This is a genomic window from Elusimicrobiota bacterium, assembly GCA_026388095.1.
In the GTDB taxonomy this organism is placed as follows: domain Bacteria; phylum Elusimicrobiota; class Elusimicrobia; order UBA1565; family UBA9628; genus UBA9628.
Window position 1 is genome coordinate 1 of the sequence record JAPLKL010000031.1, and the last position, 18,343, is coordinate 18,343.

The following is an 18,343-nucleotide window of genomic DNA, read 5'->3' on the forward strand; positions in this document are numbered from 1 at the left end:
AGCGCCAGGCAGGCGGCCCAGGCCGGGGGGCCGGGCAGGTCGAGGCGCGCGCGCAGATCTTCCAGCGAGGCTTTGTAGGGCACGGGGACGCCGAAGGCCTGGGCCGGCCTGGGCGTGTCGTAGGGCATGCTCTAGTCTAACATTAAGACCAAGCCTCTATGCGGCTACGAGCCTGGTTATGACTGGAAGGACTTGCTCGGCTTTCTCTTCGGCAACGCAGAACGAGAAGAATCTCAATCCCAGGGCTTCGGCCATCTTGGCCACGCGGGCGATTGATGCGGACTGGAGGCCGCCGCCCCTCAGGTCGCGGGAGATCCCGCTTTTTTGAGTGTGCATGACCTTGGCGAGGTCGGCATAGGTCCAATGCTTCCTTTCGAGGGCGTTGAGGAACTGGACCTCCAGCCGGAACAGCTCGTAGCTTTCCTCATGGCGTTTGCGATAGGCGGGGTCCTCCATCTTCCTGTCCAAGAGGCCTTTGGCCTTTCTGTTAGTCTTCATAATATGTCCCCTCCTTCACACGCCGCAAATAGTCCTGCTGGTAATGGACGGCGGTTCTCAGGAATCCCATATCCGCCTTGGTCATCTGCTGCGAGTGTTTGTGATAGGCATTGGTGATGATGATCTTGGCGTTCACCGTCATGAAATTGAAGAATCTCTCGTCCCGCGGCTTCAACGCGTAGATCTTGTGGGCGTGGTCTTCGATCCGGTAGAAGGTCCTCGGCAGCAAGGTCCCTGGTCTCGTCTCGCATAGGTACCGGATCATGTCGTCGAATCGGTCCTGGTCCAACTCTGGCAAGGCGTTGTAATAGTCGAGCGCTGGCGAACTGCCATCTGCCTCGTAATACCACTCGGCCGTGAAATATCGGCCAGGGTGGATCAGGACATGATCGTATTCCGGGCCGGAAGGCATCCTGCCGTCCTCCTAAGGTTAACAGATATGTGAACAGCCGTCAAGGGGCGCGCAACCGGCAGACGGCTCCTGGGCGGCTTGGTCCGCGGGAAGGCCTCCTGGCCCCATGATATCTATACGATTCAGCCCCCGCTTTTGTTCCCTCAGTCGTCGGGAGGCGACTGCGGCTTGCACCTGGAACAGGGCTTCTAAGGCTCCTTCCGCGGAGGAGCGCTTCTTAGGCGTTCAGTTTTCCGGCTCGAGCGAATGCCAGCACATGGCCGTCCGGATCCAGGCTGTATGCCGCTTCGTGTCCCCAATCCCGCAAGGAGAGCGCGCTGAGTTCTTTGGCGCCGTGGTCCAGCGCCCTGCGATGATAAGTGCCGGGATGCTCGACGACCAGATACAGCTCGGCTCTTGGGATGCCCGCGGCCTTGTCGGGATCAGGCAGTCTGTCGCCGAGCAAGCGCTTGATCCCAGCGGCAGGCATCAGGCCGAGGACCGCGCCTTCGCCTAAGCGGAACTCCGTCATGCCCGGGACGTCGAGCTGCGGCTGCAAGGCGAGCACTCGCGCGTAGAACTGCGAGCTGGCCTTCTGGTCCGACACGTAGAGAATCAGATGGGCCTTCATGTTCCTCCTGGCTATCGGTCAGGGATGGCCTCAAGAGTGGGAAATTCTTTGGCCGCGATCTCGATGGTATCGAAACCATTGGTGATCCACGCCCGCTGCAAGGCTAAGTTCTCGGCGTCGGCCAGATAATACTGGACATCGCCGTCCGTCGTGTCTCCGCTGGGGAACAGTTCTCCGCTCGTGGCGTTCTTATCCGAGAACAGGAAGGGGTGGTTATGGAGATTGGCGTAGAATCGCCAATGGTCGGCGATGTCGCCTTCGAGTCTGCGCCTAAGGACACCGGGCTTCATCGTTTGCGTCGCGGTGGCGTAGCCATAGATGCGCAGCCTGCCTGCTTTGCGGAGCACAAAAGCGAGGATCTCCCCTTCATAAGGCTTTCCGAACCGGTCGAGTTGGAGCAAGAGGATCTCGGCCTCAAGACGATTGATCGGCCGGATGCTCCCCAATCGCCCGCTTAGGATGAGATCGTATCTCCTCGTGGACCACCCCTTTTTCTTCGCAATATCCCTGTTTCGGCTCAGGAGAGCCCGGGGCTCAGGATCGACCTGCGCGCGGACCCACTTCGCGAAATCCTGATACGCCGCGTCCGCCCCTTGATACGGCTTGAACCAGTCAGGATGGTCGCTGGTCTCCCAAACGAACACGACTGGATCCTTGTGGGCAGCGCTGGATTCCAAGAGCTGGAAGGTCCCTGTCCGGGGCCGGAAAGCTGGAGTCTGTTCGGCGGTCGCGCAGAAAGCCGGCGACGTGGATGCGCCGATCAGCCAGCCTAGGATGAGTGGCAGCATCTGATGGCGGCCTTAATGGGAATCCGGATTCCTCCTTTTCAGAATAGCATCGGCCTCTTTTTCCATCGAGTCCACTTTCCCTTGGTAGTCGTACTTCCTGCCGGTCAGGATAGCCAACGCGAGAAATGCCCGATCTCGGACTCTCAATTCTCTATCGCTCAGAGCCGTCTGCAGAGAGGGCACCGCAAAGAAATGTTTCTTGCGGCCAAGAGCGTCCGCCGCGGCCAGTCTGACGACGTAATGCGGGTCATTGATCAGCAAACCGATGAGCACATCCGGATATTGTTCGGCGTGGCCTTTCTCCATGGCTCTAACAGCGACATAGCGCACATCCTCGTCTGAATTCTTGGCCATTTCCAAGATGGCGGAAGAATCACGATCGTCGCTCGACCGAGTGAAAGCCGCCGCCGCTTTGAACCGCACAAAGGCGTTTTCGTGGGAAAACAGCTTCCTTAACTCCGGTTTAGCCTCAGGGTTCTGCACGTACATGAGTTGTTCCCCTAGCTTGTGCCATTTGTCCTTCTTGTGTTCATCCTGCAAATCTCGGACTATCTTGAGTATCTCTGCCATCCCGAGGCCGGCCAGGTCCACCGATGCGCTTTGGTCGACCGTCTTGCGGGTCTCTTCGCCCGCCCGGCTTTCGCCTATCGCCGCCAAGGCCTGAGCGACGTAGTACTGAAGCTCCGTGATTTCCAGGTATTCTCGCAGGATCGGGACGGCCTTCTTGACCTTCAGTCCCTCAAGAGTCTGGATGACGGACCGGACGAAAGCATACCTGCAGAAGCCTTCCCGATTATCTGTGCCGGCATCTTCTCGCTGACAGATCTTTTCAATGGCTGTTCTGTCTTCCCGGAGCAAAGGGATGAGCCCTTCCGCCAATTCGGGTTTGTCTATCCTCTGGACGACCCCGGAGACAAGGGTGAACACATCCTCATCCCAGGCTTTATTCCCCCAGACCCTTCGTATCTCGGCGATGTCATCCTCGGTCGTCGGTCTGAAATCGCCGAGCACTTCCGCGGCGGTGCGGCGATCCTCGGGGGCCGAGGCGTTCCGGAGATTCTCGATGAGCGTCTTGAGGGAAGGCTGCGCATCGGCGCCATAGGCGCTTGGCGAACAGATGAAGCTGACGCCTGTCAGGACCGCCGAGAACAAGAGCCCGCAGCTAGCCATTCATCCCACCTCATTTCCCATACAGCTTCCGCGCTTGATCGGGGCATGCTCCTCGAAAAAGGTCATCCTCTCGTTTGGCCTGTTGAAAAGCGGTCCCGAACCAGGAACTGGCAACATCGCAAATCGTCGTTTTCTCGCCATCGCTCGCCTTGAAATGGCCGATATCCATCAGCTCAAGGATCTTGCTGGCGAGCAGCGCGTTCTTTGGATAGAGCTTGTATGCCTTTTGTGCTTTTTGTTCGGCGTTCGGGCAATCACGCGCGATGCCTTTGGAAATCTCCTTGTTGCGCTCCTCGCTTTGGTCCCCGACTTCTCCCGCCCAGTGGTAGCAATCATCGATCGCCGTCGCCGCCTCACCGACGATCCGGTCTTCGGAGCGGATAGGGGCTGCAGCGCAAATCTGCGTGAGCCCGCATGAAAGGACCAACGGAAGTATAAGATGCATATTGATGCGGTCCATATTGACCTCGTCGTATGGTTCTGATCTCACGGAAGCTGCATAGCCTGTTCGCCAGGCATGCAGCAATGCGGATTCTATAAAATTTCGGCGGTCACCCGGACCGGTTCCTGCTCTTCCGGCTCCTTGAGGAGGCGGGCGGCGGCGCGCTCGAATACCACTTGAAGAGCTCGGGCTTCGCGCAAGTCCTCCCTGCATGGAGGCGGCGTCAGCCGCGAAATCCTCACGGCCAGTAAAGTGGATCGGCCGTCCGCGATGGAACTAAACCGGGGGGTCGCTCGTATATGTATAGGGGGTGGCGGTCCAAGCCGGGACCGGTCCGGCATCCCCGCTGCTTAGGAAGGAGCGTATGGTATACTCTAAGACGATGGGACAGAATGAACGCGCTCAACGCGTGAAGAAGGCCGAAGCCATCTACGAATCGAAACTCCGGTCCGAACTGGGCCTGCGTTACGCCGGCCAGTACATCGCCATCGACCCGGATACGGAAGAATACTTCATAGGCAGTTCGGTCCGAGAAGCCTGCCTGCAAGGTTCCCAAAAGCATCCCGGCCGCAAGTTGGTGTGCCTCCGCGTGGGACATCTGGCCACCCGCTTCGTCGGCTGCCGCGGCTGATGCCCGCGCAACTCAGCGGCCAGTTCGAGGGCCGGGTCCCCTTCGTCGCCATCGAGCTGTTGTGCCGTCCCATGAACGTCCTAGTGGACACCGGTTATGACGGCTATCTCATGTTGCCGCAGACGCTGATCGACTCCTTGAACCTGACTTACTTGGCCGACACAAAATATCAGACTGCGGATGGGAAGGTGGCTTATGGAGCTACCTATCTGACGGAAATCCAGTGGCTCGACAGAAAGGAGCAGATCGAAGTGGACTCCACCCAGGGAGATATCGCCTTGCTGGGATTGGCCCTTTTGTATTCCTGCCGGATGGAAATGGCGCCAGCCCAGGGCCTGCTGACCATCTCCGCCGTCCCGCGCCAGGCCTGAACGCTCGGCCTCGAAAAATCCCTCGGTCAATAATGTAGAATCTCCCAGACTTGATTCCCTAGGAAGGAGTCTCTCCAATGGCCACCCCCTCTGCTCAGCCCCGGAAATACCAATGGTTCGCCGTGGGCGACATCAACGGCTTCTTCGGCCTCATGTTCGACAACATGACAGTCCTCTCCTTCCTCGCCGGCATCCTCATCTTCGCCTTCGGCTTCCCGGCCGACATCGTCTACAAGAGGATGTTCCCCGGCACCGCCTTCGGCGTGCTCTTCGGCGACCTCGTCTACACCTGGATGGCCTTCCGCCTGGCCAAGCGCACCAACAACCCCACGGTCACGGCCATGCCGCTGGGCCTCGACACCCCGTCGACCATCGGCATCGCCCTGACCGTGCTCGGGCCGTGCTTTTTGGCCATGAAGGGCAAGGGCATGCCCGTGGAAGAGGCCGCGATGATGACCTGGTACGTGGGCATGGCCACCATGGTCCTCATCGGCATCGTCAAGGTCATCTTCTCCTTCATCGGCGGCTGGGTGCAGAAGATCGTGCCGCAGGCGGGGCTTCTGGGCTCGCTGGCCGGCATCGGCCTGGCCCTGATCGGCCTCATCCCGCTCATGGACATCTTCAGCATGCCCTTGGTCGGCATGATCGCTTTGGGCCTCATCCTCTACAACCTCGTGGCCGGCATCAAGCTCCCCCACAACTTCCCCGGAGTCCTGGCCGCCGTCGCCATCGGCACCGCCGTCTACTACATCTTCGCGCCCATGGGCCTCGTCGGCGGCACCTATGCCCCCCCCACCGGGACTCTCCACCTGGGCTTCCCGATCCCCACCTTGGGCTTCACCCACGGCTTCATGGAAGCCCTCAAGTACCTGCCCATCGCCATCCCCTTCGCCATCCTGACCGTGGTCGGCGGGATCAACGTCACCGAGAGCGCGCGCTGCGCGGGCGATGACTTCAACACCCGGCAGATCCTCCTGACCGAGGCCATCGCCACCTTGGTCGCGGGCGTGTGCGGCGGCGTGGCCCAGTCCACGCCCTACATCGGCCAGCCCGCGTACAAGCAGATGGGCTCCCGCGCCGGCTACACTTTGCTCACCGGCGTCTTCATCGGCTTGGGCGGGGTCTTCGGCTACATCGGCTACATCGTCGAGCTCATCCCGCGCGCGGTGCTGGCGCCCATCCTCATCTTCGTGGCCTTGGACATCATGTGCCAAGCCTTCCACGCCTGCCCGGTCGCGCACGCGCCGGCCGTGGCCTTCGCCTACTTCCCCACCGTGGCCAGGCTCCTGCAGATCAAGCTCTCCACCCCCGACTTCGTGCCCATGGAGAACTTCAACAAGATGATGGCCGCGCCGGGCAAATCCCTGCCGGAGCTCCTGGTCACCGTGGCCTTGGGCAACGGCTTCATCCTCACCGCCATGCTCTGGGGCGCTTTCATGGCCAAGCTCATAGACCGCAAGCTCAAGACCTCGGCCGTCTATCTCTTCGTGCTCGCAGCCCTGAGCTTCGTCGGCATCATCCACTCCGCCTCGCCGGACGGCAACATGTACCTGCCCTGGAACCTGACCGGCCTGGCCAAGCAGGTGCCCTACCAGTTCACCATGGCCTACGTGGTCCTGGCGCTCATGCTCTTCGGGCTCTCATTCACCAAGGAGAGCCGGGAACCGGTCCCCGAGAAGATCGCCCACGGCCTGGAATAACAAGGAGCCATCATGAACCGCTACCAACTCACCAGCGCGGCCGGGACCATCGTGATGATGGGGCTGGCCTGGCTCTTCTGCAAGCATCGCAAGGACGTGAGCTCGCGCACCATCTTCTGGAGCGTGGCCCTGCAGTTCGTCTTCGCCTTGCTCATCCTCAAGACCGGGCCCGGACTGTGGTTCTTCGCGCACGTGGGCAAGGTCGTCAACAAGCTCCTGGACTTCCAGACCGACGGCGCCAAGTTCGTCTTCGGCAACCTGGCCATAGGCCCCGGCCAGCCCGGCTCCTTGGGCATGTTCTTCGGCTTCCAGGTCCTGCCCACCATCGTGTTCGTCTCGACCTTGATGTCGATCCTCTACTACCTGGGCGTGATGCAGTTCGTGGTCCTGTGCTTCGCCAAGCTCATGGCCTGGACCTGCCGGGTCTCCGGAGCGGAGAGCCTGAGCGCCTCGGCCAGCATATTCATGGGCCAGACCGAGGCGCCGCTCTTGGTCAAGCACTACATAGGGCATATGACCGAATCCGAGCTCTTGACCATCATGGTCTCGGGCATGGCCCACATCTCGGGCGGGCTCATCGTGATCTACGGCGGCATGCTGGCGGCCAATTTCCCGGACGCGGCCGGGCACCTCTTGGCCGCGTGCGTCATGGCGACTCCCGCGACCTTCCTCATCTCCAAGCTCATGATCCCGGAGACGGCTGAGCCCAAGACCATGGGCAAGCTCAACATCGAATACCACGAGGAGCACGTCAACGTGATCGACGCGGCTTCCGGCGGCGCCTCCTTGGGCATGCAGCTCGCGCTCAACGTGGCCGCCATGCTGGTGGCCTTCATGGCGCTGCTGGCCATGGCCAACTGGGGATTGCACCATGCCTGCGGGCTTTTCGGCCATCCCGAGATCGGCTTCGAGCAGCTCCTGGGCTGGGTCTTCTCCCCCCTGGCCTGGATCATGGGCGTGCCCGGCAGCGAGTGCCCGGTCATCGGCCGGCTCATCGGCGAGAAGACCTTCTTCAACGAGTTCGTGGCCTACATGAACCTGAACGATTACGCGACCGCGCACGGCGGCACCGCGGCCCTCTCGCACCGGGCCTGGGCCATCGGCATCCAGGCGCTCTGCGGCTTCTCCAACTTCCTCTCCATCGCCATCCAGATCGGCGGCCTCGGTCCCATGGCGCCGGCGCGGAAGAAGGATGTCGCCCGCCTGGGCATGAAGGCTTTGATCGGCGGCTCGCTGGCGTGCTTCACCACCGCCTGCATCGTCGGTGTCCTGATCCCGTAACCCGGTCTTTGGGCCTAGCGCCGGGGCGGCCTTTTGGCCCATGGCGGCCCGAGGGGGCTCCCTCTATAATAGGTGTATAATATCCTCGAGGTACCAATCATGAAAACGGCTGCCGGCCGCTTCCTGCTCATTCTCTGCCTGTCCGCCCAGCCGCTCTGGGCCGGGCCCGTCGGCGTCGAGGCCCAGAAGGCCGGCACCACCAATCCCAACACGGGCCTGACCGGCGGCAACCCCACCACCAACAACAACTCCGGCCTGGGCTCGGGCGGCATCACGACCCAGCAGCTGCCCATGACCGGAACGCTCGGCGCGCCCGGCAGCATGACGCCGACTCCGACGGTCCAGACCAACAAGCCGGTGACCGCGGCCCCCATCGTGCCGGGCTCCATCGTGACTCCCTCGGGCAATACCCCCGAGACGACCACGCCGCAGCAGGGCCTGACCCAGACTCCCGTCACCAAGACCAATGCCCCCGCGCCCCAGAAGGGCGTGGAGAACGCGGTCTCACCCGCGGCCCTGCCGGGAGGCTTCACCGCCTCCGACCAGGCCGCCCCCGCCGCGGGCAAGACCTTGGAGACCGGGGTCCAGGCCATCCGGCAGGGCGCCTCCGCCGAGGCCGCGGGCATGGGCGAGAGCGCCGTGCACCAGGCCCTCGACCGCATCTTCGACGCGTCGCACGCCGCCCCGGCCCAGGGGCAGGGGCTCGTCGGCATCGCCGGCTCCCAAGCCCCCATCGCGGACAAGATCAAGAAGACGGTGGCCCTGGCCAACACGTCCGCGCCCCGCAACGCCCCCGACCTCTACATCTCCGCCATCAAGACCGCGGAGGATTCATTCCCGACCCAGGTCGCGGGAGAGGTCAAGCTTGCGGTGCTCGATTACGCGGCCCGCAAGGCCGCCACCGCTCTGCCGGAGCTGTCCAACCAGGCCTACCAGTCCGCGGCCGGCGGCGCGGTGACCGAGGTCAAGAAGGCCTTCGCTTCCCTGAATAAATGGGAGAAGCTCCTGGGCCAGCCCGGCCGGCCTTTGATCGCCAACCGCGAGCGGCTCGAATCCGACGTGGCGCGGGTCCTTGACGAGGGGACCAAGGCCGCGGCCGAGGGCCGCGGCTTCTCCGCGCCCCGCATCTGGTTCGCCCGCGTAGGCGCGCTCTCTTTCAACGCTGTGCTGCCCACGGCCTCGGTGGCCGCGGTCCCGGCGGAGCTGGCCGAGTCCTTGGCGCTCAAGGACGCGCTGGCCCCCACGCCGCTGCCCGCGCAGGCCTTCATGGCCTTCCAGGCCCGGCCGTCCTTGGCCAACGGCTTCAATCTCGTCTACCAGGCGCATCGCGGCGCCGGCCGTTCCACCGTGGGCAGCGCCTATGCCGCGGCTTCCTATGGCTTCAAGGCCTTCCTGGCGCGGCTCTGGCACGCGGTCCGGGACTTCGTCCTGCGCCTGGCGGGCCGCGCGCCGGCCACGGCCATCGGCCAAGGCTTCTCCGTGACGCCGTCCGCCGCGCTGGCCCAGCCGGCCCGCAGCGACACCGTGTCGTTGTCCGGAGCCCACCTGCAGGTGGCCCGCTCCCAGGAGGCCCTGCCGGACTGGCGGCGGTCCCTGGAAGCGATCAACGCCCTGCAGGCCGAGCACGCCTTGGCCCGGGGCCTGCTGTCCCGCCAGGCCCCGCTGGACCTGCAGACGGCGCGCGTCATCCTCGGCTTGGCGTCGGCCATGGCTTCCAACGCCGCCGTCATCACGGGCGAGGATGCTGGTTCCGGCGTGGTGCGCAACATCTCCAGCCGCCTGGAGCAGTCGGCCCGGGAGGAGGGCTTGGGGCCCAGGTCGCGGCTCACGCCGGCCATGACCCGGCTCATCTCCGATCCCGAGGGCGGCAGCCTCAGGCAGTGGCTCGCCCGCCTCCAGGAGAGCAGCCAGGAGCGCGTCTTGGCCGTCACCGGGCAGGTGAAGGCCAACCTCTCGCTCTCGCGCCAGGGCGGCGCGGCTTGGGCCCTGACCGATCTGGGCAGCCTTGCCCCCGCGGCCGGGGGCCGCCTCACCGGCGCCGGCCTGCGCGCCGCCGCGCGCTTGTTCATCGACGCGGGTGCTGTGCCGCAAGGCTCCTTCGTGGTGATGGACCGGGTCCTGCTCGGACGCTGGGACGGGGAGCGGGGCCGCGGCAAGGTCCTGGCCGTGCTCGCGTCGGCGGCCGAGGGCGGCGCCGTCCGCATCCTCTATGAGAACCCGGCCGGCGTGGCCGCGGCCGCTCAGCTGCTCAACGGCCTGGGACTGGCGGTCGAGACCCGCGGCCAGGCCCTCTCCGCATCCTTGAGCGCGCAGGTCTCCGACGCGGGCGGCGCGGCTTTGGCCGCGACCTTGTCCCAGGCCGTCAACGCTCTGCAGACGGGGCGCGAGCCCGGTCCCGCGGTCTCCGGCGCGACGCGCGGCGAGAACGCTGCGGCGGTGCGCAAGCTGATCTCGGACCTCAAGGGTCAGAAAGCCGCGGCCGTGGCACAGGCCCTGCAGAGCGCCGCGCCCGAGGCCCTGCGCTTGGTCACCATCGGCCGGGTGGACGGCTCTTGGGCGCAGAGCGGACGCCTCGTCCTCGACGATGGGCGGGTCTTGACGGTCACCCTCCTCAAGGATCCGGAGTCCGGTCTCTTCACCGCGGCCCGGGCCGAAGTCAGCGGTCCCGGCGAGAAGCCCCGCGTGCTGGCGCCTGCGGAACTCGGCGTGCTCTTGCGCGGCGAATGATCCTGGCCGCGGCTCTGGCTCTGGGGGTCTCGCCGGCTTGGGCCTATCCCTCCTTGCCGGGCGCGGTCCTGAGCCTCGGCGCGGGCCGGACCGTGACGGCGCGCCTCACCTACGACCCCAGCCGGGCCAAGGAGGGCGGCGCCATCCTGGTCCTGCCCGGGTTCAACGACTCCGACGCGGCCGCGGCCCGTCTGGCCGAGGCCTTGGTCCTGGGCTCGGGCGGAGTCCTGAGCCCGGGAGCCGCTTTCGCGCGCAGCCACCGCATCCCGGCCGTGGCTCCGGAGTCGGCGCGCTGGGTGGGCGGCGTCCTGGAAGCCCAGGCCCCGGTCCTGGGCCGCGCGCAGCGGGAGGGCGGAGTCTCCTTCCAGGTGGCCGAGGACACGGTCCTGGTCCGGCTCCAGGAGGGCGATGTGGCGACCGTGGATCCTGTCCGCGGCACCGTGGCCGTGTCCGCGCCGGAGGATGCGCAGGCCGACTTGGCCTCGGCCGAGGCTCTGCGCGCCTACGACGGCCTGCGCGACGCTCAGGCCCTCCTGCATTGGTGGGAGGCGCGCCAGGAGAGCGAGCCGCGCGCGGGGGCGCTGCTCGTGGCGCAGTTGGCGGGGCGGGTCGCAGACGGCGGCGCTCGCGCCGACGACCTCAAGGAGGTGAGCCGGGCCGTGGCCGCGGCATTGCCTGCGGCGCAGAGGCAGCGCCTCACCGAGGAGGAGCGGCGGGTCCTGGGCGAGGCGGCCTCCGGGACCGAGCGGTCCTTGCGCGACGAGCTGGCCTCGGTCCGGGAGGCCGCCACCGCGCTGGCCGTGGACCGAATCTTGGCCCGGGCCCAGCCGCGCTGGGACGGCTTGAAGTCATTGGCGGAGCTCCTCGGCCAGAAGGCCGAGCTGCGCGGCTGCGCGGCCCTTTGGTCCGAGCTCGGCCGCGCGGCCGAGCAGCGACGGGCCCAGCTGAAAGCCGGGCCCGCCGGCGACGGCCTGGCCGCGACGGCCGCCGCGGCCGGGGCTTCGGTGCCTCCCCGCGCCGTGCTCGGGCCCGAGTTCTTCCGGCGGTTCTTCGGCGAAGGCCGCCTGGAGGCGCGCGTCGCGGAGCTCTCCGGCGACGCATCCATGGGCCTGCGGCGCAAGTCCGCCCGCATCCGGGAGCTCATCCTGGGCCGCCGCATCGCGGCGAGCTCCGAGCTGGGCCGGGACCTGCTCGGCCGTCTGCCTCAGGCCGAGACCTACTCGGTCTCCGGGGCGTATGAGGATTTCCCCCAGGTGCCCCGCGCCGAGGTGCTGGGCAAGGTCGTGGAAGCCTGGGCCGCGGGCTTCGATCCCGGTCCCCTGGGCGAGCGCAAGCGCGCCGCACAGGGAGGACTCGTCGCCGAGCCGGATTCGGCGGTGACCGTCTCGGCCGCCGTGCAGGCCGAGGTGTCCGGCACGGTGTTCAGCCGGGACCCGGCCAGCGGCCGCCGGGAGCGCATCGTGGTCTCGGCGGCCAAGCCGGGACCCGAGGCTGCGCAGGAGTACACGCTCGACCGCAAGAGCGGCCGCGAGGTCCGGCCGGCTCTGGCGGGCGCGTCGGACCGCCTGCTGCAGGCCGAGGACTTGGCCGTGCTGGCCCGGGCTGCGCGGTCCTTGGATGACGGCGAGGGCCGCGGCGTGGAGCTCGAGTTCTGCCGAGCTACGGGCCGGCTCTACCTGTTGGGTTCCCGGGGCATCCCGGGCTTGGGCGAGGAGCCCGCGCGCGCCGCCCCTTTCACCGTGGCCGCGCCCGCTTCGGACCTGACCCTGCCGATCCAGCGCCTGCGCTGATTCACCTCCGCGCGGCCCGGATGCCTCCCAGAGCCGACTTGAGCTCGGAGAGCTCCTCTGCGTCGAAGAAGCCGGTGGCCAGGAGCAGCGCCGGGAACGCCGTGAGCAGGGCCAGGCGCAGCAGCACGTGCTCGAAAGGTTGTATGGGCCTGCCCCAGGTCCAGAAGGCGCAGACGCTCAGGACCAGGCAGGCCGCGACGTGCCCCAGCCGCCGGTACTCGTAATCCAAGGGATAGACGCGCCGTCCCATGAGGAAGAGCGCGACGGCCATGGCGCTGTAGGCGAACAAGGTGGCCAGGGCGGCGCCCATGAGGCCCCAGCGCGGGATCATGAGCAGGTTGCAGACGACGTTCACGGCCGCCCCGGTCCCGGTGGCGTAAGCGACCAGGTCGGTGCGTTTGGCCAAGGTGACCGGCGCGAGCAGGTTGACGTAGATGCCGTTGCAGAGATAGCCCAAGGTCACCACCGGCACGATGCTCAGGCCGGCCCAGTAGGCGGGATGGATGAGGGTCTTGCCGCGCAGCAGCGGCAGGGCCGCGAAATCCGGGATGAAGAAGGTCACGGCCAGGAACAGGAACGAGGCGCCGACCACGAAATAGGTCAGGACGCGCGCGAAGATCTCCTTGTGCCCGGGCTCGGCGGCGCGCTGGATGAAGAAGGGGCGCCAGGCCGCGTCGAACATGTTGACCACCATCATCATGAAGATGCCCAGGCGGTAGTTGGCCTGGTAGATGCCGACGGTGGCGTCGTCGGTGAGGCGCTGGAGGATGGGCCGGTCGATGACCTGCACCATCATGGAGGCCAAGCCCGCGGGCACCAGCGGCAAAGCGAAGCGCAGGAGCTGGGGGAAGAGCGCGCGGTCGAAGCGCGGCTCCAGGCGCAGCCAGAGCACGGGCGCCACCATGGCGAAGGTGGCGCAGGCGGTGATGAGGCTGGCCAGGAAGACCCCGCGCACTCCCATGGGGATGCGCACCAGGAAGAGGTAGTTGAGCGTGATGTTCAAGACGATGTTGACGACCTTGATGCCTGCGTAGGCCGCGGGCTTGTGCGTCAGGCGCAGTTCCGCGAAGGGCACCAGGCAGAGGGTGTCCAAGGCCATGATCCAGGCGGAGTAGCGGATGATGTCGGCGAGCTCGGGCGGCACCAAGGCCAGGGCCGCCAGGGGGCCGGCGCTGAGATGGATGAGCCCGGAGAAGAGCAAGGAGGTGGTGAGCAAAGACCAGAAGGGCGTGGAGAAATCGCCCGTGTCCCCCCCGGTCCCGGCCGTATTGCGGGAGAAGCGCATGAAGGCGAAGTCCATGCCGTGGCTGTAGAGCACGTTGCACAGGCCGATGTAGGTGAAGACCGTGGCCACCACGCCGTAGTCGGCCGGTGAGAGGCAGTGGGTGTAGAGCGGCAGCAGGAGGAAGTTGAGCAGGCGGCCGACCACGGTGGAGAGGCCGTAGACCATGGTCTCGCGGCCCAGGCGCTTGAGCTCGCCGAGCATCACTAAGCCTTGCGGAAGGTGAAGCCGCAGGGAACCGGCGCGCCCAAGGAGTCGCGGTCCTGCAGGTCGCGCTCGTCGATGGGGAAGAAGGTGCAGTTGTCGGGCTTGCGGCCGTGGATGCGGCAGCGGCTGCTGCCGTCGGCCAGGTTCTGCAGGAAGGGGCATTCGAAGACCAGCTTGCAGCAGAGCCCGCAGCGCGCGCAGACGCCCTGGCGCAGCTTCTGCATCCGGGCGATGTAGCCCTCCTGGACGGTGTGCAGGGCGAAGCGCCGCAGCTTGCCCATGCCTTGGGCCACCTTGGCCTTGACCTTGGGCGGGAGCTTGGGGGTCTTGAGCTTCGACGACTTCAGGGCGCGCAGAGGGGACATGGGCCTTTCTCAATGACCATTGTATACCTTTTGGTCCAGGGTCTCAAATTCCTATCATAGGAGCATGACCCCGGGGTCCGGCCAGCGCGCGCCGTCGCGGCTCGAGTCTTTGGCCGAGCCGTGGCGCACCCGCCTCCAGCTCGAGCGCTTGAAGCCCCACTTGGAGTCCCGGGCCTACGAGTTCGCCATCCTGGGCGATGTGGAGCCCTGCCGCTTCGGGCTGCTGCGCCTGGTCTTCAACCGGCCCCGGGTCTTCGCCCGGCAGCTGCGGGCCATCCAGGAGGGGCCCGCGGCCTTCTGCGTGCAGCTGGGCGACATGGTGGGCCGGGGATCTCCGCGCTATTACGGCCGTTTCCTGGAGGAGCTGGGCCGGCTCGGGGTGCGCAAGCCCTATCTGACGGTGATCGGCAACCACGACCGCTCCCGGCCCAACGGCCCGTCCGACTCCGCGCTCTACCGGCATCTCTTCGGGGCCTGCAACTACTCCTTCGACTTCGGCGCGGCGCGCTTCGTGGTGCTGGACACGAGCTACCACCGCCTGCGCCCGGCCCAGCTGCGCTGGCTCAAGCACGTGCTGGAGACGCGCCTGCGCAAGATCATCTTCACCCACATGGGGCCGGTGCAGCTGGGGCTGTGGGGCGGCTCCATCGCGCACGCCCACGGGGGCTTCTCCTGGGGGGCTCGGGAGTTCACGGAGCTGGTGGCGGCCAAGGGCGTGGACCGCGTCTACGTGGGCCACGTGCACGCCTTCGGCGTGCAGGACTACCTGGGGGTGCGCTACGTGCTGACCGGGGGCGGGGGCTCGGCGCTGTTCCCCTCGGGCGCGCCGGACCGTTTCCATCACTACCTGACGGTCTCCGTGGACCCCGGCGGCATCCGGGAGCGGGTGCATCCGCTGGAGGGGCATTCCTTCGCCGTGCCGGCGGGGACGGTGCTGCTGCCGCCGGTGCCGGTCTCCTGGCCGGCGCGGGTGGTCCACCACGCCAAGCGGCTGGTCAAGGGCGGAGGCTGAGGGCCCTTCTGTGGGGCTGCGGCCTAGGCGCCGGCTGGGACGAAGCGGATCTGGAGGCCCAGGCCCAGCGCTTTGGCGATCTTTTCCAGGGTGGCGATGGTGACGTTCTGGGCGCCGCGCTCGATGCGGGAGACGGTCTGCTGTTTGGTCTTGAGGGCCTCGGCTAGTTCGCGTTGGCTCATTTTGTGGGCCTCGCGAGCCTTGGTGATCTCCAGCGCGACGCGGAGTTCGATGTCGGCTTCTTGGTAGAGGCGCCGGAATTCGGGGTCCTTCATCTCACCGCGCAGATACTGCCGGAGAGTCGTGCCTCTTCCCTTTTGTCTTTTCATTTTCATGCATGACCTCCGAATCGTTCGAGCCAGTCCGCGCGATACCCGCGGGCTCGCTCGATTTCCTCCTGCGGGACCCTGCCTTGGTTCTTCAGGAGTCCGCTGGTGACGACGATGATGGAGCGGCCGTGGAAAAAGTAGAGCAGTCTGTGCTGCAGGTGCTCTTTGGCGGCCCGGAGCTCGTGGATGTCGTGCCCCAGGTATTCGACTTGCGGCCGTCTCGCCATATGTCCCATGTCTTCCAGGTACTTCAGGGCTCGTCCAATCTTGGCCCGATGGCCCTTGGGTTGGCCTCGGATGTATTCCAGGGCCGGTTGAACCCCTGCGGGGTTCCTATAGAATTCGAGCTTGAAAGCCATTAATAGTTTACAGCGTATAGGCTGTGTTGTCAATGGTCGGTCAGAAGCCGACACGCCTACTTAATATACGATGTCGGGTCGAAAAAGTTCCGTGATGAAAGGCCAGATGAGGCTTGGAAATGGTTCTGGAAGGGCTGCCCGAGTTCTTGGTCTGAGGAAGCGGTCTTAGCGAGGCGCTGGGCTGGTCAGCAATCGGTCACGCGCATTCACCTGGATTCTTTGTCCAGGAAATGGCCGACGTACTCCATGGCGGACTTGTCCACGACCCAGTTGAATGAGCCGTCCGGGAACGGCGGCTCGAAGCGGCCGCAGAGCAGGGCGTATGTCCCGATGGTCGTGAAACGGTCCACGCGCAATGTGTGAGCGGTCGTCGGGGGATTGGCGTGCGCCGCGCCGAGCGGGACTAGTCGCGGATCCGCGGGGTCGGCGTCATCCGCTTTCGTCCAATTCAATTTTTCGCTGTCCGGATAGTTGATGGGGATGCCGTCGATGGACACGACGAGTCCTTCCCTCACGACGCAGCGAGATGCTTCCCGGGCAGCGGCGTCTGGTTTGGCGAGCTGGCGGGGAGCTTTGGGGTCCGTCTCACAGCCGCTCATGAGCAGGAGGGCAGCCGCATAGGCGATTCCTGTGACTTTAGCCAAGCCTTCATGGCGGGTCATGCCAGCCGCAACTGCGCCAAAGAAGCGACCGTATCTCCTCCGCTGACGTTGGGGATGATGCTCAGCTCGAGCACGGTGACCGCCGCAAGCTCGACGCGGTGGTCTTCGGTCTGGCAGGTGGCGCCTGTGGGGCTGAAGTTCCACTGCTGCCGCACGATCTCCCGGAAGGTCTTGCCGCCATCCGGGGACCAGCGCAGGACGTACTCTTGCGTGCGCTCAAAGCTGGTCTCGACGAAGCTGAGCCAGATGCGCCGGACGAGTTGCGGAGAGGCGAAGAGAAGGCGGATGGTCTGCTTCCCGGGCCCTGCGGCGCGCCACCCTGTGTCCCGGCTGGGCAGGAGGGCGGACTCGATCGGATGAGCGGCGTCCTCGGAGGTGATTTCCACCTCGGCGAGGTCCTCGATATTCAGCCAGTCCTGGCTGGGCGGTGTGGTGGCTTTCTGGACTTGGGCGATGATCCGCTTGCGCATGGGTATGCCTCCTGTCGCGTGATACGCGGTCCGCGGCCGCTCAGACGCGCGGCCTGCTGGCTACGATTACGATCCGTGGTGACGAGCTTCGCTGGTATGGCCTCCCCATCATATCGCCAAACGTCCGAGCGATCCGAAATCCGGCGGCCCTGATCATATTTTCCAGCCGACGTCTGGTGAATATCCGGTCGAACGACACCATCTGTCTATGGCAGCTTTTCTTGACCAGCGTCCAGTGCCTTATCAACCTATCGCGACTCTTGTCCCATGTCGGCCGTTCCAACAGATAAGTCCCATCGCCCAAACGAGACCATGAGTTCATCGCCATGCCGTTGGCTTCGGCGATCTCGAATAACCGTCTTAGACGGCCGCCGTTTACGACGTCGATCATGAATCGCCCGCCAGGCCGAAGCGCGTTGAAGATGTTTTTCAACACCCGTGCGTCGTCGGACACTCTTGCGAAGTAACCAAAGCTGGTGAACAAGCTCAGCGCGGCGTCGAATTCCCGGTCGAAACCCATTCGCCGCATGTCCTGCTTCAGGAATCTTGCTTTCACACCCTGGCGGCGAGCCGCAGTCCTGGCTTCCCTCAGGTATATGGGAGAGACGTCCACCCCCGTCACCATAAGGCCTTTCTTCGCCAACGGGATCACATGCCTTCCAACGCCGCAGCCCACATCTAGCACATCCCCTCGGGCACGTATCGGAAGTGAGTGTAGGACGAAACTGACCTCCTGCTCCGTCCTGCTCTTCCATTGGGGACTTGCGACCAGGCCCGCGAGCGGATAGACGCCTCTTTCGAACGCGTTCCTCCACCAGTTTGTCGCGGAGATGCGTTTGGGCATATATTTGTGCGGCTAACGAAGCTGTAGAAGAATCTCCTGCGCCATTGATCGCTGCGTCAGAATGAACCTTTATTCGATCATAGTCAAGAATCTGTCGGCATAAGGGTATTATTCTACAGCTTCAACGAAACGCTGAGTCGCCGGGGGCCCCGCAAGTCGGCCTCTTAAGAGGCCGACTCATGCGAATGTTAGGGCGACGCATGACGAGCGGCGTACGCGTCGATCAAGCTCCGAATCATTTTCTGATAGGGAGCATGATACTTGTGTGCAACCTTCTTGAAGAAATCGACGCTGGATTTGCTCAACGTCATGGTCACCTTGATATTTTCTTGCTTGAAGGCCAATTCTTCTGGCGGGGGCAAGAAATCCCTCACGACGTTGATCTTTCCCAAA

Annotated in this window: 21 protein-coding genes; 7 read left to right on the forward strand and 14 right to left on the reverse strand. The window is 65.0% G+C overall.

Translation table 11 applies throughout. The features are described from left to right. Positions 1-156: 156 nt before the first annotated feature. From NTY77_07480 to NTY77_07505, 6 genes are all read right to left on the reverse strand, one after another. Positions 157-498, reverse strand: a complete 342-nt coding sequence (locus NTY77_07480; GenBank protein ID MCX5795315.1) for a hypothetical protein — start codon at positions 496-498, stop codon at positions 157-159. Continuing rightward, complete coding sequence (locus tag NTY77_07485; GenBank protein ID MCX5795316.1) at positions 488-910, reverse strand: hypothetical protein; 423 nt, start codon at positions 908-910, stop codon at positions 488-490. The genes NTY77_07480 and NTY77_07485 overlap by 11 nt, the downstream gene beginning before the upstream one ends. Before the next feature lie 217 nt (positions 911-1,127). Next, positions 1,128-1,520, reverse strand: coding sequence for a glyoxalase (locus NTY77_07490; GenBank protein ID MCX5795317.1), 393 nt, complete (start codon positions 1,518-1,520; stop codon positions 1,128-1,130). A gap of 11 nt (positions 1,521-1,531) precedes the next feature. Beyond that, positions 1,532-2,308 carry a hypothetical protein gene (locus tag NTY77_07495; protein ID MCX5795318.1) on the reverse strand — a complete coding sequence of 259 codons (777 nt, stop codon included), beginning with the start codon at positions 2,306-2,308 and terminating at the stop codon, positions 1,532-1,534. Positions 2,309-2,320: 12 nt separating this feature from the next. Further along, positions 2,321-3,478, reverse strand: a complete 1,158-nt coding sequence (locus NTY77_07500; GenBank protein MCX5795319.1) for a HEAT repeat domain-containing protein — start codon at positions 3,476-3,478, stop codon at positions 2,321-2,323. A gap of 10 nt (positions 3,479-3,488) precedes the next feature. After that, positions 3,489-3,938 (reverse strand): hypothetical protein, encoded by a 450-nt coding sequence (locus tag NTY77_07505; protein MCX5795320.1) that lies wholly within the window; start codon positions 3,936-3,938, stop codon positions 3,489-3,491. A 364-nt stretch (positions 3,939-4,302) separates the two neighbouring features. Between NTY77_07505 and NTY77_07510 the strand changes: the two genes are divergently transcribed. The 6 genes from NTY77_07510 (at position 4,303) to NTY77_07535 (ending at position 12,420) form a co-directional block, all read left to right on the forward strand. Beyond that, positions 4,303-4,551, forward strand: coding sequence for a hypothetical protein (locus NTY77_07510; GenBank protein MCX5795321.1), 249 nt, complete (start codon positions 4,303-4,305; stop codon positions 4,549-4,551). After that, entirely contained in the window at positions 4,551-4,922 is a 372-nt protein-coding gene (locus tag NTY77_07515) for a hypothetical protein (GenBank protein ID MCX5795322.1), read from the forward strand. The genes NTY77_07510 and NTY77_07515 overlap by 1 nt, the downstream gene beginning before the upstream one ends. 77 nt (positions 4,923-4,999) lie before the next feature. Next, positions 5,000-6,622, forward strand: a complete 1,623-nt coding sequence (locus tag NTY77_07520) for a hypothetical protein (protein ID MCX5795323.1) — start codon at positions 5,000-5,002, stop codon at positions 6,620-6,622. Positions 6,623-6,634: 12 nt separating this feature from the next. Beyond that, positions 6,635-7,903 (forward strand): NupC/NupG family nucleoside CNT transporter, encoded by a 1,269-nt coding sequence (locus NTY77_07525; GenBank protein ID MCX5795324.1) that lies wholly within the window; start codon positions 6,635-6,637, stop codon positions 7,901-7,903. Between the two features lie 99 nt (positions 7,904-8,002). After that, positions 8,003-10,630 (forward strand): hypothetical protein, encoded by a 2,628-nt coding sequence (locus tag NTY77_07530; GenBank protein MCX5795325.1) that lies wholly within the window; start codon positions 8,003-8,005, stop codon positions 10,628-10,630. Next, positions 10,627-12,420, forward strand: coding sequence for a PEP-utilizing enzyme (locus tag NTY77_07535; GenBank protein ID MCX5795326.1), 1,794 nt, complete (start codon positions 10,627-10,629; stop codon positions 12,418-12,420). Before NTY77_07530 ends, NTY77_07535 begins: the two co-directional genes overlap by 4 nt. A gap of 1 nt (position 12,421) precedes the next feature. Here the strand turns inward: NTY77_07535 and NTY77_07540 are convergent, their stop codons facing one another. Together NTY77_07540 and NTY77_07545 are read right to left on the reverse strand one after the other, a co-directional pair. Then, positions 12,422-13,906: an oligosaccharide flippase family protein gene (locus NTY77_07540; GenBank protein MCX5795327.1), complete on the reverse strand. Its 1,485-nt coding sequence runs from the start codon at positions 13,904-13,906 to the stop codon at positions 12,422-12,424. 2 nt (positions 13,907-13,908) lie between these two features. Beyond that, positions 13,909-14,274, reverse strand: coding sequence for a hypothetical protein (locus tag NTY77_07545; protein MCX5795328.1), 366 nt, complete (start codon positions 14,272-14,274; stop codon positions 13,909-13,911). Positions 14,275-14,338: 64 nt separating this feature from the next. Between NTY77_07545 and NTY77_07550 the strand changes: the two genes are divergently transcribed. Continuing rightward, positions 14,339-15,286 carry a metallophosphoesterase gene (locus tag NTY77_07550; GenBank protein ID MCX5795329.1) on the forward strand — a complete coding sequence of 316 codons (948 nt, stop codon included), beginning with the start codon at positions 14,339-14,341 and terminating at the stop codon, positions 15,284-15,286. 23 nt (positions 15,287-15,309) lie between these two features. On the opposite strand, the gene NTY77_07555 is transcribed toward NTY77_07550, so the two are convergent. The 6 genes from NTY77_07555 to NTY77_07580 form a co-directional block, all read right to left on the reverse strand. Beyond that, a complete protein-coding gene (locus tag NTY77_07555; protein MCX5795330.1) occupies positions 15,310-15,615 on the reverse strand; it encodes a helix-turn-helix transcriptional regulator in 306 nt (101 codons plus the stop codon). A 2-nt stretch (positions 15,616-15,617) separates the two neighbouring features. Further along, positions 15,618-15,974, reverse strand: a complete 357-nt coding sequence (locus NTY77_07560; protein ID MCX5795331.1) for a type II toxin-antitoxin system RelE/ParE family toxin — start codon at positions 15,972-15,974, stop codon at positions 15,618-15,620. A 206-nt stretch (positions 15,975-16,180) separates the two neighbouring features. Beyond that, on the reverse strand, positions 16,181-16,573 hold the full coding sequence (locus NTY77_07565) for a hypothetical protein (protein ID MCX5795332.1): 393 nt from the start codon (positions 16,571-16,573) through the stop codon (positions 16,181-16,183). 59 nt (positions 16,574-16,632) lie between these two features. Further along, the gene (locus tag NTY77_07570; GenBank protein MCX5795333.1) at positions 16,633-17,106 is read right to left on the reverse strand and encodes a carbohydrate-binding protein; all 474 of its coding nucleotides are present in this window, start codon (positions 17,104-17,106) and stop codon (positions 16,633-16,635) included. Between the two features lie 40 nt (positions 17,107-17,146). Continuing rightward, complete coding sequence (locus NTY77_07575; protein MCX5795334.1) at positions 17,147-17,950, reverse strand: methyltransferase domain-containing protein; 804 nt, start codon at positions 17,948-17,950, stop codon at positions 17,147-17,149. 188 nt (positions 17,951-18,138) lie between these two features. After that, the gene (locus NTY77_07580; protein ID MCX5795335.1) at positions 18,139-18,342 is read right to left on the reverse strand and encodes a CopG family transcriptional regulator; all 204 of its coding nucleotides are present in this window, start codon (positions 18,340-18,342) and stop codon (positions 18,139-18,141) included. Between the last annotated feature and the right edge of the window lies 1 nt (position 18,343).

Excerpts from the sequence above, each read along its gene's own strand:
- NTY77_07565 (MCX5795332.1), bottom strand. The coding sequence starts at position 16,573 with ATGAGCGGCTGTGAGACGGACCCCAAAGCTCCCCGCCAGCTCGCCAAA.
- NTY77_07515 (MCX5795322.1), top strand. The coding sequence starts at position 4,551 with ATGCCCGCGCAACTCAGCGGCCAGTTCGAGGGCCGGGTCCCCTTCGTC.
- NTY77_07510 (MCX5795321.1), top strand. The coding sequence starts at position 4,303 with ATGGGACAGAATGAACGCGCTCAACGCGTGAAGAAGGCCGAAGCCATC.
- NTY77_07550 (MCX5795329.1), top strand. The coding sequence starts at position 14,339 with ATGACCCCGGGGTCCGGCCAGCGCGCGCCGTCGCGGCTCGAGTCTTTG.
- NTY77_07570 (MCX5795333.1), bottom strand. The coding sequence starts at position 17,106 with ATGCGCAAGCGGATCATCGCCCAAGTCCAGAAAGCCACCACACCGCCC.
- NTY77_07530 (MCX5795325.1), top strand. The coding sequence starts at position 8,003 with ATGAAAACGGCTGCCGGCCGCTTCCTGCTCATTCTCTGCCTGTCCGCC.
- NTY77_07545 (MCX5795328.1), bottom strand. The coding sequence starts at position 14,274 with ATGTCCCCTCTGCGCGCCCTGAAGTCGTCGAAGCTCAAGACCCCCAAG.
- NTY77_07575 (MCX5795334.1), bottom strand. The coding sequence starts at position 17,950 with ATGCCCAAACGCATCTCCGCGACAAACTGGTGGAGGAACGCGTTCGAA.
- NTY77_07480 (MCX5795315.1), bottom strand. The coding sequence starts at position 498 with ATGAAGACTAACAGAAAGGCCAAAGGCCTCTTGGACAGGAAGATGGAG.
- NTY77_07500 (MCX5795319.1), bottom strand. The coding sequence starts at position 3,478 with ATGGCTAGCTGCGGGCTCTTGTTCTCGGCGGTCCTGACAGGCGTCAGC.
- NTY77_07520 (MCX5795323.1), top strand. The coding sequence starts at position 5,000 with ATGGCCACCCCCTCTGCTCAGCCCCGGAAATACCAATGGTTCGCCGTG.
- NTY77_07555 (MCX5795330.1), bottom strand. The coding sequence starts at position 15,615 with ATGAAAAGACAAAAGGGAAGAGGCACGACTCTCCGGCAGTATCTGCGC.
- NTY77_07485 (MCX5795316.1), bottom strand. The coding sequence starts at position 910 with ATGCCTTCCGGCCCGGAATACGATCATGTCCTGATCCACCCTGGCCGA.
- NTY77_07490 (MCX5795317.1), bottom strand. The coding sequence starts at position 1,520 with ATGAAGGCCCATCTGATTCTCTACGTGTCGGACCAGAAGGCCAGCTCG.
- NTY77_07560 (MCX5795331.1), bottom strand. The coding sequence starts at position 15,974 with ATGGCTTTCAAGCTCGAATTCTATAGGAACCCCGCAGGGGTTCAACCG.
- NTY77_07540 (MCX5795327.1), bottom strand. The coding sequence starts at position 13,906 with ATGCTCGGCGAGCTCAAGCGCCTGGGCCGCGAGACCATGGTCTACGGC.
- NTY77_07535 (MCX5795326.1), top strand. The coding sequence starts at position 10,627 with ATGATCCTGGCCGCGGCTCTGGCTCTGGGGGTCTCGCCGGCTTGGGCC.
- NTY77_07505 (MCX5795320.1), bottom strand. The coding sequence starts at position 3,938 with ATGGACCGCATCAATATGCATCTTATACTTCCGTTGGTCCTTTCATGC.
- NTY77_07525 (MCX5795324.1), top strand. The coding sequence starts at position 6,635 with ATGAACCGCTACCAACTCACCAGCGCGGCCGGGACCATCGTGATGATG.
- NTY77_07495 (MCX5795318.1), bottom strand. The coding sequence starts at position 2,308 with ATGCTGCCACTCATCCTAGGCTGGCTGATCGGCGCATCCACGTCGCCG.